This window comes from Neorhizobium galegae (assembly GCF_017877135.1).
In the GTDB taxonomy this organism is placed as follows: Bacteria; Pseudomonadota; Alphaproteobacteria; order Rhizobiales; family Rhizobiaceae; genus Neorhizobium; species Neorhizobium galegae_A.
In genome coordinates, this window is record NZ_JAGIPH010000001.1 from 476,092 (window position 1) to 490,749 (window position 14,658).

Annotated in this window: 17 protein-coding genes and 1 riboswitch; of the genes, 6 read left to right on the forward strand and 11 right to left on the reverse strand. The window is 62.4% G+C overall.

All coding sequences use genetic code 11. The features are described from left to right. Nucleotides 1-8: 8 nt before the first annotated feature. The 6 genes from J2858_RS02440 to J2858_RS02465 all read right to left on the reverse strand — a co-directional run bounded on the left by J2858_RS02440 (nt 9) and on the right by J2858_RS02465 (nt 4,231). On the reverse strand, nt 9-347 hold the full coding sequence (locus tag J2858_RS02440; RefSeq protein ID WP_210103149.1) for a hypothetical protein: 339 nt from the start codon (nt 345-347) through the stop codon (nt 9-11). Next, nucleotides 344-1,162 (reverse strand): CbtA family protein, encoded by an 819-nt coding sequence (locus J2858_RS02445; RefSeq protein ID WP_210103150.1) that lies wholly within the window; start codon nt 1,160-1,162, stop codon nt 344-346. The genes J2858_RS02440 and J2858_RS02445 overlap by 4 nt, the downstream gene beginning before the upstream one ends. A 123-nt stretch (nt 1,163-1,285) precedes the next feature. After that, nucleotides 1,286-1,462 carry a CbtB domain-containing protein gene (locus J2858_RS02450; RefSeq protein ID WP_210103151.1) on the reverse strand — a complete coding sequence of 59 codons (177 nt, stop codon included), beginning with the start codon at nt 1,460-1,462 and terminating at the stop codon, nt 1,286-1,288. A gap of 25 nt (nt 1,463-1,487) precedes the next feature. After that, a riboswitch (cobalamin riboswitch) is annotated at nt 1,488-1,703 on the reverse strand. A gap of 80 nt (nt 1,704-1,783) precedes the next feature. Beyond that, the gene (locus J2858_RS02455; RefSeq protein WP_432443268.1) at nt 1,784-2,653 is read right to left on the reverse strand and encodes a c-type cytochrome; all 870 of its coding nucleotides are present in this window, start codon (nt 2,651-2,653) and stop codon (nt 1,784-1,786) included. Nucleotides 2,654-2,799: 146 nt separating this feature from the next. After that, a complete protein-coding gene (locus J2858_RS02460; RefSeq protein WP_210103153.1) occupies nt 2,800-3,243 on the reverse strand; it encodes a c-type cytochrome in 444 nt (147 codons plus the stop codon). Between the two features lie 100 nt (nt 3,244-3,343). After that, the gene (locus J2858_RS02465) at nt 3,344-4,231 is read right to left on the reverse strand and encodes a metallophosphoesterase (RefSeq protein WP_210103154.1); all 888 of its coding nucleotides are present in this window, start codon (nt 4,229-4,231) and stop codon (nt 3,344-3,346) included. Nucleotides 4,232-4,455: 224 nt separating this feature from the next. On the opposite strand from J2858_RS02465, the gene J2858_RS02470 reads away from it, so the two are divergent. After that, nucleotides 4,456-5,019 carry a hypothetical protein gene (locus J2858_RS02470; protein ID WP_210103155.1) on the forward strand — a complete coding sequence of 188 codons (564 nt, stop codon included), beginning with the start codon at nt 4,456-4,458 and terminating at the stop codon, nt 5,017-5,019. Between the two features lie 141 nt (nt 5,020-5,160). Here J2858_RS02470 and J2858_RS02475 read toward each other — a convergent pair whose 3' ends face one another. From J2858_RS02475 to J2858_RS02485, 3 genes are all read right to left on the reverse strand, one after another. Further along, a complete protein-coding gene (locus tag J2858_RS02475; RefSeq protein WP_210103156.1) occupies nt 5,161-5,763 on the reverse strand; it encodes a superoxide dismutase in 603 nt (200 codons plus the stop codon). 225 nt (nt 5,764-5,988) lie between these two features. Further along, nucleotides 5,989-6,864 (reverse strand): branched-chain amino acid aminotransferase, encoded by an 876-nt coding sequence (locus J2858_RS02480; RefSeq protein WP_210103157.1) that lies wholly within the window; start codon nt 6,862-6,864, stop codon nt 5,989-5,991. 225 nt (nt 6,865-7,089) lie between these two features. Further along, nucleotides 7,090-7,248 carry a hypothetical protein gene (locus tag J2858_RS02485; RefSeq protein WP_210103158.1) on the reverse strand — a complete coding sequence of 53 codons (159 nt, stop codon included), beginning with the start codon at nt 7,246-7,248 and terminating at the stop codon, nt 7,090-7,092. A 147-nt stretch (nt 7,249-7,395) separates the two neighbouring features. Here J2858_RS02485 and J2858_RS02490 point away from each other — a divergent pair, with 147 nt between their 5' ends. Together J2858_RS02490 and J2858_RS02495 are read left to right on the forward strand one after the other, a co-directional pair. Further along, nucleotides 7,396-8,949, forward strand: a complete 1,554-nt coding sequence (locus J2858_RS02490; protein WP_210103159.1) for a phospholipase D-like domain-containing protein — start codon at nt 7,396-7,398, stop codon at nt 8,947-8,949. A 37-nt stretch (nt 8,950-8,986) separates the two neighbouring features. Continuing rightward, on the forward strand, nt 8,987-9,634 hold the full coding sequence (locus J2858_RS02495; protein WP_210103160.1) for an exopolysaccharide biosynthesis protein: 648 nt from the start codon (nt 8,987-8,989) through the stop codon (nt 9,632-9,634). 22 nt (nt 9,635-9,656) lie between these two features. On the opposite strand, the gene J2858_RS02500 is transcribed toward J2858_RS02495, so the two are convergent. Then, complete coding sequence (locus J2858_RS02500; RefSeq protein WP_210103161.1) at nt 9,657-10,565, reverse strand: LysR family transcriptional regulator; 909 nt, start codon at nt 10,563-10,565, stop codon at nt 9,657-9,659. A 135-nt stretch (nt 10,566-10,700) separates the two neighbouring features. Here J2858_RS02500 and J2858_RS02505 point away from each other — a divergent pair, with 135 nt between their 5' ends. From J2858_RS02505 to J2858_RS02515, 3 genes are all read left to right on the forward strand, one after another. Beyond that, nucleotides 10,701-11,888, forward strand: a complete 1,188-nt coding sequence (locus J2858_RS02505) for an MFS transporter (protein ID WP_210103162.1) — start codon at nt 10,701-10,703, stop codon at nt 11,886-11,888. A gap of 40 nt (nt 11,889-11,928) precedes the next feature. After that, on the forward strand, nt 11,929-12,966 hold the full coding sequence (locus J2858_RS02510; RefSeq protein ID WP_210103163.1) for an aldo/keto reductase: 1,038 nt from the start codon (nt 11,929-11,931) through the stop codon (nt 12,964-12,966). Between the two features lie 137 nt (nt 12,967-13,103). Next, nucleotides 13,104-13,931 carry an aldo/keto reductase gene (locus tag J2858_RS02515; protein ID WP_210103164.1) on the forward strand — a complete coding sequence of 276 codons (828 nt, stop codon included), beginning with the start codon at nt 13,104-13,106 and terminating at the stop codon, nt 13,929-13,931. 51 nt (nt 13,932-13,982) lie between these two features. Here the strand turns inward: J2858_RS02515 and J2858_RS02520 are convergent, their stop codons facing one another. Continuing rightward, entirely contained in the window at nt 13,983-14,570 is a 588-nt protein-coding gene (locus tag J2858_RS02520; RefSeq protein WP_210103165.1) for a YqaA family protein, read from the reverse strand. Nucleotides 14,571-14,658: the final 88 nt, after the last annotated feature.

Sequence of the window (14,658 nt, forward strand, 5' to 3'; positions counted from 1 at the left end):
AACCCGTCTCAGCCGGTCAGCACCCGGCAGGCCTTCGGTAAACCATCGGAAACGTCACCCGCTATTGCGCGGCGGATATCGCGACTATTGAGATGAAGGTTATGGCCGGGGGCCAAGCCGAGGCGCGTCACTTTTGACTTGGCGGCAGCTTCGAAATGTCGGCTTTCCCTGAAGAAAAATTCAAGGCAGGCCTGCCGGGAAAGACCTTCCGCTGGGGCTGACGGCAGAAGTGCCCGAAAGGCGAGCCGATGCACAAGGCAGAGACTGCCCTCTCCCGGCACGCCAAATTGCAGGGCGTCAAGATCGTCGCGCCAGGTGGCGCGCCGATCCGGCTCGGTCTGGCTCACCGTGCCGCCTCGAAACGCTGCATCAGGAGGCCGCTCAGCGAACCGAGAAGCGCCCAGAACAAGAGGCTTGTGAGCGTTGCCGCCACGATGAACTGGCGTTCGAGCCCAAGCGGAGCAAGCGCATGCTCGCCATCGGGCGGCAGCGGTGCGCCGATGGCATGTGGTGCCGCGATGAGCGCGATGGCCGCGACCGCCGATACCGCATCGCGTCGAAACGCCAGCAGCGCGATGCCGAGTGCCGTCGCAAAGGCCGTCGACAGCCACCAGATCTGCCGCGCGCCAAGATCGCCGGCCGGAGATCCCGGCAGTTCCGGCGGAAGCCCCACCATGGGCGCCAGCATCACAGAGGCAAAACCGGCAAGGCCGAAGAATAGTCCCGTGCGCCAGTCGATGGTTTTGGCAAGCCCGCTCTGGCTCGCAACCGCCAGCAGCCCCGAAAGTACCAGCGCATAGCCGATGGCCGTCAGGATATTGGCCGCGGCCGTATAGGACAGCCGTTCGAGACCGTCGGCGGGCGTCCAGCCTGCCCCGTGGTCGTGCCCTCCATGATCATGACCTTCCTGATCATGACCTTGTGCATGTTCATGCGCTGCCGTTCCGGCGGCATGGCTATGAGACGTGGAGTTTTCGGCAACAGGCGGCGCGGCAAGCGGGGCCTCTGTCGCCGGCGCGTGATCATGACCGACGGAAGCCGCACTTTCATAGGTTTCGGCAGACAGAATGAGCGGCGTGGTGCCGACCATCTGAATCAGCGAGACGGCAATACCGCTCACGATCCCCACCATCACGGCGGAGAATACAATGGATCTGAACATGGAGAAAAACCTTATCCCCGGCGGCACCGGCCTTGACCGCGCTCGGCCTCAAAAGGCGCGATGCCCCGAAATCACAATGCAGGAATGGACTTCAAGCCTCTTTAAAAGAGGCAGTGGAGCGCGCTAGTGGCAGGGAAAGGCATTGGCGTGGCGCGTATCGTGGGCGGCATTGTGAACAACCTCCGCGTGGGAGAAGCCGACGAAGCCGACGATGAACAGGCCAAGCGCGACCGCAAAGACGGCCTGAAGCAGGGATGTGGATTTCGCCGAAGTCCCGGCGACGGATGTTTGGATCGACATGCAAAAACCCCTCGTTGCATATGCGTTGACGACAGATGCGGCGGCAGGTCTCCTGGCTCGCGGGTCGCTGTTCAACGACCAGACCTTCCCGGTTTCCCAGTGGCCAGAACAGTCGATGAACTCACCGCTCACAGTTGCGGGGGCAGCCACGAATGAGGCACCGCTGACAATGCCCTATCGTATTCCCTTTTCATCCCGACGGATCTTTCATCCGGCAGGAACCGTCACACGCCCTTCTTGTCGCCTGCCACCGGGGGTCTGTCAATACGCGTCGCAACCCTCCGGTTTCTTCGCTTGTGCGCAGGTCCGCAGCTGCGCTGTTCAGCGCGCCGGAACCGCCTTCAGATAGGCCGCGATTGCCGCAAGATCGCTCTTGGGCAGGTGCGACAGGTTCTGCTGCACCTCGACCATCGAGCCGCCGGCGCTGTCGAAGTCGGGCGTGAACCCGGTTTCCAGATAATTGGCGATATCGCCCTCGCTCCAGCTGCCGATGGTCTGCGAGCCCGGCGTGATGTCGGGAATGCGTCCCTCGCCTTCCGGGTTGGGGCCGCCGGCCAGCCACTGGTCCGTCTGCAGCCCGCCCAGCGCATTGCGCGGCGTGTGGCATTCGCCGCAATGGCCGGGGCCTTCCACGAGATATTGCCCGCGCTTGACGATCTCGCTCGGGGCGTTCAGCGCCACCCGCGGTTCGGCACTGAAGAACAGCAGTTTCCAGCCGCCGAGCGTCACGCGCAGGTTGAACGGAAAGGAGAGATCATGCGGCGATGCGACATTCGGGCTTGCCGGCAGCGTCTTCAGGTAACCGAAAAGATCGTTGACGTCCTTTGGCGTCATGCGCGCATAGGAGCTGTAGGGGAAGGATGGATAAAGGTGCTCTCCCTCCGGGCCGACGCCGCGCGTCATGGCATTGCCGAACTCCGCCAGCGTCCATGCGCCGATGCCGGCCTTTGGGTCGGGAGAAATATTGGGCACGTGGAAGGTGCCGAACGCCGTCGGCAGCGCGCGACCGCCCGACAGCACCTTCTGCTCTTCGCCCTTGGCATCCTTTTGCGCATGACAGCTGACGCAGCCGCCCGCCCAGAACAGCGTTTCGCCATTGGCGAGATCCGGCGCCGCAAGCCCTGCCCAGTGCTCGGCGGGATAAGGCTGCGGCCGCGTCAGCCCATAGGCGACGGCAGCACCTGCCACCACGACAATTGCGCCGGCCAATGCCAGCTTGGCTGTTATCGATGCCACGGCCGCACTCCGCTACCGAGAAAGATTTACTGTGAAAGGATTGGCAGACGGGCACCCCGCCGCGCAAGACGAAAATGCGCGGCGGCGATGGCAGGGGGCCCTTACCGCTTCAGGCGATAGGCCTGGTGGCAGGTGCCGCAATCGGCGCCCAGCGTCTGCAGGGCCTGACCGACGGAGGCCTGATCGGTCGGCATGGAGGCAAGAACCGTATCGGCATCGGTGGAGAGCTTCATCGCCTTGGCCTTGAAGTCCGCCATGTTCTGCCAGATCGCCGGCGAGGCAGCCGTGTCCATGCCGGTTTCGGAGCCGGCCGGGAAATGGTTGGGAAAATCCTTGGCCGAAGCGCTGATCGTCGAAACGGCCGTCTTCACGGTTGCCGCATCATAAGGCTTCTGCCCCTTGGCGATGGCGCCCAGTTCGCCCATGGAACCGCCGATCTTCTTCATCAGCGCCTGACGCTCTGCCTGCGGCTCGCCGGCGGCAAAAGCCATGCCGGCGCCAAGACAGAGGGCCATCACGGCCGTGGAAACCCGCTTCAAATTCATGTCCATACTCCCTTGTGCGCAAGCCTTAGTGTGGCGCGACGCTCTGATGACGGCGCCATGATTACACCGTATGCATTTGAGAGAAATGGCATTTCAGCACTCACACAGAGATGTGAAGAGCTGCGACATCATGCATCAGGCTGGCGGGACGGCAGGCCAGCACGTGAGTGCCCTGACGCCCGTAACCCTTGATTTCAAGCCGGTCGCCATACACGTCCACGAGCGCAAAGGCATTGCTCGCCTCGGTATCCACCATGCCGCAGAAATTGACGAACCAGCAGCGACCGGCGCGGGCGATCCGGCCCGCATGATAGTGCCCGCAGAGATAGGCGACCACCTGCGGCGAGGCGGTGAGAAGATCGACCAGTTCGCCACTGTCCCAGAGCGCATGGTCGCTTTCGGGATAAAGCGGAAAATGCCCCATGACGATCACCGGCTGGGACTTCTCCTGCGCCTGCTGAAGCTCGCGGCGGATCCAGGCAAACTGCCGGCGGGAAATCCCGGCATTCCAGTCCATGGCATTGATGGCGCCGCAGGCGCGCAGCCGCGACAGCCGGGCCTTGGCTGCCGCATGCGCCTGCGGATCGGCAACGGTTGAAAACAGGCTTTCCTCGCAGCCGTCGATGACCAGGAAGCGGATGCCCGAGCGGGTAAAGGCATAGTACGGCGCCGGCATGCCGAGCTTTTCGAACACCTGCGGCAACCGTTCAGGTGCGACGAGAAAATCGTGATTGCCGGGCAGGAACAGGCATTCGTGGCGTGAGCGGCCATAGATTTCAAGCGGCGCCTCAAAACTTGCGAAATCGCGGTCGATGAGGTCGCCGAGCGTCATGACGAAGGAGAGATCCTCCCCCTCGAAGGTCGCGATCGCTTCGGCAAGCTTGCCAAGGCTGTTGCGAAAATGCCGGTCCAGACCCGTGTTCGGCTCCAGATCGGCATATTGCGGGTCGGCGATCACGCCGAAGCGAAGAAGCGGCTGATGTGACATGGCGTTGCCATAGCCGGACGGCGTGACAGGGACATGACAGGGGAACGGATGAATGAGGGTGGCGGCGCGAGCGAAATCCTCATCCACATTTAGCTGCAGAAGCCAACCACAAATGCAAAGTATAGCTTATTTATCAAAGACGCCTAGCAGCAATGGTTGGACTCACCATGGCAGACGAAAAATGACTGCTACACAACTCCCGATAATTCAGGTTTACTCTTGAGATGAGAAAAATTCTTCGACTTTCCGTTTCAGGAATCGCTACGTTTGCGGTGTTCATCTCGGGTGTACTCGCCGTCTTTACGGCAGAGATCGCAGCGGATGAGCTTGGTTATTCGGGTTTCATTCGAGGAATTATCAAACACGGTTGGGCAATGATGCTTCAAACCGGCTATTTCGAACTAGCGTTATGGGCGACGTTTTTTTTCTGCGGAGCAACTGCGGCCCTTTGGGCCGATCACTTTTTGAGGCCCATCAACGCTCATATTAAGACGAAGACAAAAATTGAAAGCAGGGTGACAGGCAAAACCCTTCAAAATATCGAAATTACTTTGGATGGAATTGCATATGAGAAGTGCGTTTTCCGCAACGTGACCTTCATATATGACGGCGGAATATTGGAATTTACGAACAATGAAGTTATGGGGTGTCAGGTTAAAACGAACATACCTGAAACAGAACAATACGTCAGATTCCTCGCGGAATTAGGGTTTATGAGAGTCCCGCTTTATGGCGACAAAGGCAAAATAGAGCTTACGGGCTTTAAAACATCCAAAGGCCCTGACTGAAGTTTCGATAACTGCAGTGCTTACCTCTTCCTGCAACGTAGAGTCGTTTTCCATTGCCCCCAAGCCTGCCCCCAAAAAATGCACAAAAACGCCCGGCGGGAAAACCTGCCGGGCGCTTTGCATTCGACAGAAACGAGCGACTTACTTGGAAGCGGCTTCGTACATTTCCAGAACGTAGTCCCAGTTGATCAGGCTGTCGACGAAGGCTTCGAGGTACTTCGGACGGGCGTTGCGGTAGTCGATGTAGTAGGAATGTTCCCACACGTCGACGCCGAGGATCGGGGATGCGCCGTGGACCAGCGGGTTCTCGCCGTTCGGGGTCTTCGAGATGACGAGCTTGCCGTCCTTCACCGAAAGCCAGGCCCAGCCGGAGCCGAACTGCGTGGTGCCGGCGGCGATGAAATCGGCCTTGAACTTGTCGTAGCCGCCGAGATCACTGTCGATGGCGGCCTGCAGCTTGCCGGGCAGCTTGTTGCCGCCGCCGTCCTTCTTCATCCACTTCCAGAAGTGGATGTGGTTGTAGTGCTGGGCGGCATTGTTGAAGAGGCCGGCATTGGTGCCAAACGACTTCTTCACGACTTCTTCCACCGACAGATCGCCATAGCCTGCTTCAGCGGCCAGCTTGTTGCCGTTGTCGACATAGGCCTTGTGGTGCTTGTCGTGGTGATATTCGAGCGTTTCCGCCGACATGTAGGGGGAAAGCGAATCGTAGGCATAGGGGAGTTCGGGAAGTTCAAAAGCCATGATCTTACTCCTTTTCGGCAAAACGGCAGTCTGAGTGGTGATCGGGAACATAGGTGTGCGCGCCCCAAGAGGCAACGGGCCACGGCGCAAAATTACCGGACGGAACCGTTCTTTAGAGAACGCTGCAACGGGCCTTCGGTTCACCCGGTGTCTGCCGATTTTCCTGGCGCCTGGACGCGCAGGGCGAAGGCGGTGGCCACCTTCGCGCCGTCTGCCGTGAGGCCATCAAGCCGCCGCGCGGGCCCAGTCCATGTAAAGTTCCAGTGCCTTGCGGGCGAACGGCCCCTCCTGGAATTCCTGGTCGTCGAGCCGGTTGACCGGCACGATCTTGGAATAGTTGCCGGAGGTGAAGATCTCGTCGGCGGCCTTGAAATCCTCCACCGTCAGCGTGCATTCACGCACTTCGACGCCGGCGCTGCGCAAGAGGTTGATGATGCGCGAGCGGGTGATGCCGGCGAGGAAGGTGCCGTTGGCAATCGGTGTCATCACCACGCCGTCCTTGGCGAGGAAGACATTCGACGAGGCGGTTTCGGCGACATTGCCGTTCATGTCGCGCGCCAGCGCATTGTCGAAGCCGCGGGCGCGCGCCTCGATGATCATGCGGCCGCTGTTGGGATAGAGGCTGCCGGTCTTGGCGCCGGTCATGGCCACTTCCGGGTTGGGGCGGCGATAGGGCGAGACGGTGAGCGAAGACGGCTTTGCCGTGTGCATCGGCGCCTCGAACAGGCAGAGCGCAAAGCGGGTCGATTCGGGATCCGGCGCCACGACCGAATAGGGCAGACCATGTTCGGCCCAGTACATCGGCTTGATGTAGATCGCCGTCTTGCCGTCGAACTTCTTCACCCCTTCCAGCGCCAGCGCCTCGATGGCCTTGGCTTCCATCACCGGCGTCATGCCCATGTTGATCGCGGACCGGTTGACGCGCTCGCAATGCAGATCGAGATCGGGCGAGATGCCGTCGAACCAGCGCGCGCCGTCAAACACCGTGGAGCCCAACCACATGGCATGCGAGGTGGGGCCGATCAGCGGCGGATTGCCGGCCACCCAGTCCCCATCGACAAAGGTGAAGGTGGCACTGCGGGGCGCGGTATCGACGGGCATGTCATTCTCCTTGAAGCGGCTATTTTGGCGAGGATGAAGGCGCGCACCGGCCGCAAGGTCAAGGATTTTTTAATCCCGCCGCAGTGATCGAAAGATTATTGCTTGAAGCATGCCGCCGGCGTTCAAGGACGTGCATAAGCCAGCAGCCACTGACATGAAACCATCACCGAATGTGATGGTATGGCGCTCGCGGCCCCAGGCCGCCCCAGGACGCCTCAGAGCGCGTCAAGGACGTTGCTGTTGCGGCACGGGCAAAAGCGGCGCTTCCTGACCCGGCGCGGTTACCGTCGAGCGGGATGGCAGCACGCCCCGTTCGATCAAGGGAATACAAAGGACAATGGCGATCAGCACCGCCAGCCACACAATACACCAGGAAATCCTCATCAGCCCTCATGCTTTCTCATCAACGCCACCCTAGCCGCCTCATGCGGCATAAATTCGATGGTCCCGTCTGATTTCCCGGAACAAAGCTGCAGCGATGCGCGTCTTGGCACCAACCTCCGGTTCACCATAGCAGCTTCGGAACCCATCATGACATGCTTTCCCGCAAAGGGAACATCCGATCCGGCCAAGGCGACGCCCGATTTGTCCCCCGAGAGCCTTGTCGTGGAAAACGAGACCTGCTGGCGCATCGCCCGAGCCGACAAATTGTCGGTGATCGTCGATGCCGCAGACTTCTTTCGCCATGCCAAGGACATGATGCTGCAGGCGCGCCGCTCCATCCTGCTGATCGGCTGGGATTTCGACACGCGCATCCGCCTCGTGCCGGGCGCGGAAACCAGGGACCATCCGGATAAGCTCGGCCGGCTTTTCGAGCATCTGTCGAAACGGAATCCGGACCTGCAGATCCGCATTCTCAAATGGGATGTCGGGCTCGTCCACTCCATCACGCGCGGCGAAACGCCGCTGCACATGCTGCGCTGGATGTTTTCAAAGCGCATCAACCTGAAACTCGACCGCGCCCATCCGGCAATGGCCGCCCACCACATGAAACTGCTGGTCATCGACGATGCCGTGGCCTTCTGCGGCGGCATCGACATGACCGTCGGGCGCTGGGATACGCGCGACCACATGGACGACGATCAGAACCGCCTCTCGCCCTATGGCCGGCCGGAGCCGCCGTGGCATGATGCGACGAGCTGCTTTTCCGGCCCCGCCGCAAAGGCACTCGGCGACCTTGCCCGCGCTCGCTGGCAGACGGCAACCGGCGAGACGCTTCAGCCGGTGTCCGCCACCGGCCCGCTCTGGCCAAAGGACCTGCCAGCCGATTTCAACGGCATCGATATCGGCATTGCCCGCACCGCCCCCGAATATGGCGAGCATCAGCAGGTGGTGGAAATCGAAACGGCGACACTCGCCATCATCGCGGCGGCCCGAAAGACGCTCTACATCGAGAGCCAGTATTTTGCCTCGCGCCGTATTGCGGAAGCCATGGCCAAGCGGCTGGAGGAGCCGGACGGCCCGGAAATCGTCATCGTCAACCCGATGAGCGCCAGCGGCTGGCTGGAGGAAAAGACCATGGATACGGCCCGCGCCCGGCTGATCAAGCTGGTCAAGGCCGCCGACCGGAACGGCCGGTTCCGCATCTTCTATCCGGTCAATCACGCCGGCAAGGAGATCTATGTCCACGCCAAGATCATGATTGCCGATGATCGCATCCTGAAGCTCGGTTCGGCCAATCTCAACAACCGCTCGATGGGCTACGACACCGAATGCGACATTCTGGTGGAGGCCGCAGAGGGCGGGACGGCGGACAGCCGCACCATCCTTGCCCGCCGCAACGATCTTTTGGCCGAGCATCTCGGCGAGACGCTGAAGACCGTCGAGGAAACGCTCAAGCTGCATGGCGGATCGGTGGTGAAGACCATCGAGGCTCTGAACACACCGGAGGGCGCGCGCGGCCTCAGACCCGTCGAGGAGCGCGAGATGGGAATGGACGACGAATGGGTAGCCGAATCGGATCTCGTCGATCCGGAGCGCCCGGCCGGCCTGCGCTACCGCACCTCCGCCTATCTGCGCCAGCGCTTCGGTCGTCGCCTGTTTGGCCGGCACAGCGAAAAGCCGATTGCCGAGGCAAAGACCTGACGCCCGTCCCGGCGCACTCAAAAGGATGACGCCTGCCATGGACGCAAGGACGAACGACACTGCGCCCGGACAAGCCCCCAGCCGCCCGCCCGAAGACGCTCACGAGCCGCAAAGCCTGACCGAGGTGCTGGATGCGATTGCCGGCCTTGCGGATGACAGGGACACGGTCAGCATCCATGACGTGCGCGAAGAAGTCGGCGAGCGCAGTTTCGGGCCCTTCCTGCTTGTGCCGGCAGTGATCGAGATCAGCCCGATCGGCGGCATTCCGGGACTTCCGACGGCCATCGCCGTGGTCATCGCGCTGTTTGCCGTGCAGATCCTGATCGGGCGAAAGCACCTGTGGCTGCCGGGCTTCGTCGAGCGGCGCACCATCGGTGCAGGCAAGCTCGGCAAGGCGATGGAGAAACTGCGGCCGGTGGCGCGCGTCACCGACAGGCTGTTCAAGCCGCGGCTGAAACGGCTGACGAAACCGCCATGGCTGCAGGGGATGGCCGCACTCTGCATCGCGCTCTGCTTCACCGTGCCGCCCTTGGAGCTCATCCCTTTTGCCAGCACCGCCCCGATGGGCACGATCGCCCTCTTCGGCCTCTCGCTCGTCGCCCGCGACGGCCTGATTGCAAGCCTTGCCGCCCTCACCTCGCTTGCGGCGATCTACCTCGTCTCGACGGTGGTCTTCGGCGGCTGAGGCCAGTCGAGCTTGCACCCGCTCATGGCCCGACGCGGCCGTGCTCCGCCAGGAAATCGAGAAGCGCGCGCACCCGCGACGGCAGCGGACCGCCCTGCCCGACATAGACCGCATAAAATGCCTCGCGATGGCCGGGATCATACTCTTCGAGCAGAGGAACCAGACGCCCGGCCGCGATATCGCTGGCGACGGCAAAGGCGCCCATGCGGGCAATGCCGATGCCGGACAGCGCCAGCTGACGCATGCCCTCGCCATCATTTACCTGCACGGCGCCCGCCGGCGAGATCGAAAACTCCTCCTCCTTGAGCCTGAACGTCCAGTCGCGAATGCTGCGCGTATAGGAAAAGCGCAGGAGCGAATGATGGGCAAGCTCTGCCGGATGGCGCGGCGTGCCGGCCCGTTCCAGATAGGCCGGAGAGGCCACCAGCATGAGGGGCGTCTCGCCAAGCTTTCGCGCCACAAGGCTGGAAGTCTTGAGCGGCCCGGTGCGCACCGCCACATCCGCATGGTCGGCCAGAAGGTCGATCACCGCATCGGTCTGGGCGATATCGAGCGTCACGCCCGGATAAAGCGCCAGGAATTGCGGCAGCAGGTGGTTGAGCACATGGGTGCAATAGACCGAACTGCTGTTCAACCGGATGCGCCCCACGGCCTCGACGGCCGCGCCGGCCGCCCGCTCGGCATCCTCGATGCTCGCCAGGATGGCCGTGGCGCGATCGAAGAAATCCTGTCCCTCCGGCGTCAGGCGGAACTGGCGGGTGGAGCGGGCGATCAGCCGGGCGCCAAGCCGCTTTTCCAGCCGCGTCACCAGCTTGCTGACTGCCGACGGCGTCATCGACAGGCGCCGGGCAGCCGCCGAAAAGCCTTGCGCCTCCACCACCGCCACAAACACTTCCATTTCGCCGGAGCGGTTGATGTCGGGACGCGCCATTGGTGAACCCATGTCACAAGTGCTGTTCTTGACGGCATTCTAGTTCACATCGCGCCCCGGGTCTATCTCAAGCCTCGAACCCGATCTCTGCGCCCCCCGAAACGGAGCGCTTCCTCATCGTTTGAGAGAAATCCGATGCCTGCTGCCCTTCTTGCGCTGACGATCGCCGCCTATGCGATCGGCACCACCGAATTCGTCATCGTCGGCCTTTTGCCGACGGTCGCCTCCGATCTTCACATCACCCTGCCGCTTGCCGGCATGATCGTCTCCATCTATGCGCTCGGCGTCACCTTCGGTGCGCCGGTGCTGACGGCGCTGTCCGGGCGGATCGCGCGAAAGCCGCTGCTGCTGGGGCTGATGGCGCTGTTCATCCTCGGCAATCTCGTCGCAGCCTTTGCCTCCGGTTACGGCATGCTGCTCGTCGGGCGGGTGCTGTCGGCCTTTGCCCATGGCGTGTTCTTCTCCGTCGGCGCCACGATTGCCGCTGACCTCGTGCCGGAAAACCGCCGCGCCTCGGCAATTGCCCTGATGTTCATGGGGCTGACGGTTGCCATCGTCACCGGCGTTCCGCTCGGCACGCTGATCGGCCAGAATTTTGGCTGGCGCGCGACATTCCTCACCGTTTCCGGCCTCGGCGTCATCGCCTTCCTCGCCATCCTGGCGCTCTTGCCGTCCAAGCTGTCTAAGGCGGTGCCGGCAAGTCTCCTCGATCAGGTGCGCGCGCTTGGCTCCGGCCGGCTGCTCATCGTCTACGCAATGACGGCCTTCGGCTATGGCGGCACATTTGTCACCTTCACCTATCTGGCCGTGATGCTGCAGGAAGTAACTGGCTTTTCGGAGGCAAGCGTCAGCCTGGTGCTGGTGCTCTACGGGCTTGCCATCGCATTCGGCAACCTGGCCGGCGGGCGCATTGCCGACCGCAATCCGGTAAAAGCGCTTGCCATCCTGCTTGCGCTGCAGGCGCTGGTGCTTGCCGTCTTTACCCTCACCGCCCATTACGCCATGCCGGCCCTGGTGACGCTTGCAGCAATCGGCTTCCTGTCCTTTGCCACGGTGCCCGGCCTGCAGCTTTACGTCGTCCAGCTCGCCCGCATCCATCGCCCCGGCGCTGTCGACGTCGCCTCTGCGCTCAACATCGCCGCCTTCAATCTCGGCATTGCCGGCGGCGCGTGGATCGGCGGGCTGGTGGTTGCCTCGCCGCTCGGCCTTGGCGCCACGCCGGCGGTCGGCGGCGCCCTCGTTGCCATCGCCTGCGCACTGACGCTCGTCAGCGGCGCCCTCAACAGACAGCCTGCCAAGGCTGCCGCCGCCCCCGCCGCCTGACCTTTCGTCACGCCCATTCCCTTAAGAGAAGGATCCTGCCATGGAGTATCGCAATCTCGGAAGATCCGGCCTGAAAGTGCCGGTCCTAAGTTTTGGCGCCGGCACGTTCGGCGGCTCCGGCCCGCTGTTCGGCGCCTGGGGCAACACGGATGTCGAGGAGGCGGGCCGCCTCGTCGACATCTGCCTGGAGGCGGGCGTCACCCTCTTCGATACCGCCGACGTCTATTCCGACGGCGCCTCCGAAATGGTGCTCGGCAAGGCCATCAAAGGCCGGCGCGACCGCGTGCTGATCTCCACCAAGGCCGGCCTGCCGACAGGGTCTGGCCCGAACGACTGGGGCACCTCGCGCGCCCGCCTCATCGCAAGCGTCGATGCGGCACTCCGGCGGCTCGGCACCGACCACATCGATATCTTCCAGCTGCATGCCTATGATGCCTCGACCCCCGTCGAGGACGTCGTCTCGACCCTCGACCAGCTGGTGAAGGCCGGCAAGCTGCGCTATATCGGCGTCTCGAACTTTTCCGGCTGGCAGATCATGAAATCGCTTGCCGCAGCCGATCGCCATGGCCTGACGCGTTATGTGGCCAATCAGGTCTATTACTCGCTTGCCGGGCGCGATTACGAATGGGATCTGATGCCGCTCGGGCAGGATCAGGGGCTCGGTGCGCTGGTCTGGAGCCCGCTTGCCTGGGGCCGCCTCACCGGCAAGATCGGCCGAGCCAAGCCGCTCCCGGCCGGCAGCCGCCTGCACGAAACGGCCGGTTTCGGCCCGCCCGTCGAGACGGAATACCTCTACCGTGTCATCGATGCGCTGGAAGACGTGGCGGTTGAGGTGGAAAAAACCGTGCCGCAGGTGGCGATCAACTGGCTGACGCAGCGGCCGACCGTATCCTCCGTCATCATCGGCGCACGCAACGAGGCGCAGTTGCGCCAGAACCTCGGCTCCATCGGCTGGCAGCTGACGGGCGAACAGATCGCAAGGCTGGATGCCGCAAGCGCGGTGACGGCGCCCTACCCGCATTTCCCCTATCGCCGGCAGGAAGGCTTTGCCCGCCTCGATCCACCGCTTGCCGGCTGAGCCACGGACTTATCCCGGGCCGAACGGGGTGGGGCCCGCGCGGGCAGGGTTGAAGTCCGGCCGCGCCTGCCCATGTAGAACACACCGCCTTTCCTGCGGCAAAGTGCAGGAAAGGCCAATTCCCAAGGAGCATATCCATGCATACAGTCACCGCCAATGGCGCCCATATTCCAGCGCTCGGCTTCGGCACGTTCCGCATGCCGGGCGCCGATATCCTGCGCATCCTGCCAAAGGCGCTCGAGCTTGGCTTCCGCCATGTCGATACCGCCCAGATCTATGGCAACGAGGCCGAGGTGGGCCAGGTGATCGCCGGCTCCGGCATCGCCCGCAGCGATATCTTTCTCACCACCAAGGTCTGGGTCGACAAGTACGCCAAGGCCAGTTTTGCAGCCTCCGTTGATGAAAGCCTCAAGAAGCTGAAGACCGATTATGTTGACCTTCTGCTGCTCCACTGGCCGCAGAGCGATGTGCCGCTTTCCGAGCGGATGGAGAGCCTGAACGCGGTGAAGAAGGCCGGCAAGGTGAAAAACATCGGCATTTCCAACTTCAACATCGCCATGATGGAAGAGGCCGCAAAATTGTCGGAGGCGCCGATTGCCACCAACCAGGTGGAATTCCATCCCTATCTCGACCAGTCGAAGCTTCTTCAAGCCGCGCGGGAAAAAGGCATTGCGCTCACCGCCTATTACCTGATGGCTGACGGCAAGGTGCCGAACGATCCGCTTCTGAAGGATATCGGCGCGCGTCACGGCAAGACGGCAGCGCAGGTGGTTCTGCGCTTTGCCGTGCAGCAGGAGGGCATCATCGCGCTCTCCAAGACGGCAACGGAAAGCCGGCTTGCCGAAAACTACGACATCTTCGACTTTACCCTGTCAGCCGACGAGATGGCGGCGATCAAGGGCCTGGCACGGCCGGATGGCCGCATCGTCAATCCCGGCCATCTGCGCCCGCCGCACTGGGATTGATCGACGTCGAAGCCTTTTTCACGCGGCAGGCCCTGCCGCGTGAAAAGCCGCTCAATGCAGCAGGACGTAGGCGCCGTAGACGACGATGAGCGCCCCGGCGACGATGGCCGAGATCAGCGACAGGCGCTTTTCGATGAAATGGCGCATCTCCTCGCCATAGGTGTTGAGCAGCCAGGCGAGCGCAAAGAAGCGGCCGCCGCGCGCGATGATGGCCGAGACGATGAACAGGCCGAGATTGAAATTGGCAACGCCCGACAGGATCGTCACCACCTTGATCGGCGGCAGATGCGCAAGGCCCGACGTGACGAGCAGGATGAGAATGGTCTTCCAGTCCACCGACTGCGCCAGCCCCTCAAAGGTCTCTAGCTTGCCGTAGAAGACAAGCACCGGACGGGCAATCGCCTCGAAGGCATAATGCCCGATGGTCCAGCCGAGAATGCCACCCAGCACCGAGGCGATGGTGGCAATGGTGGCATAGAAATAGGCCCGGCGCGGCCGCGCCAGCACCATGGGCACAAACAGCACGTCGGCCGGCACGAGGAAGAATGAACTTTCGACAAAGGCAATGATGGCCAGCCACCAGGCGGCGGCCTTTCGCGCGGCAAGCGCCATGGTCCAGGCGTAAAGATTGCGAAGCATCGGGAAAAATCCTCTGGCATGGGCAAAAAGGCCGCAACGGCGCTTGGGCTCACCGGCGGCGGTTTCATCATCAAAAACGCATGGTCAC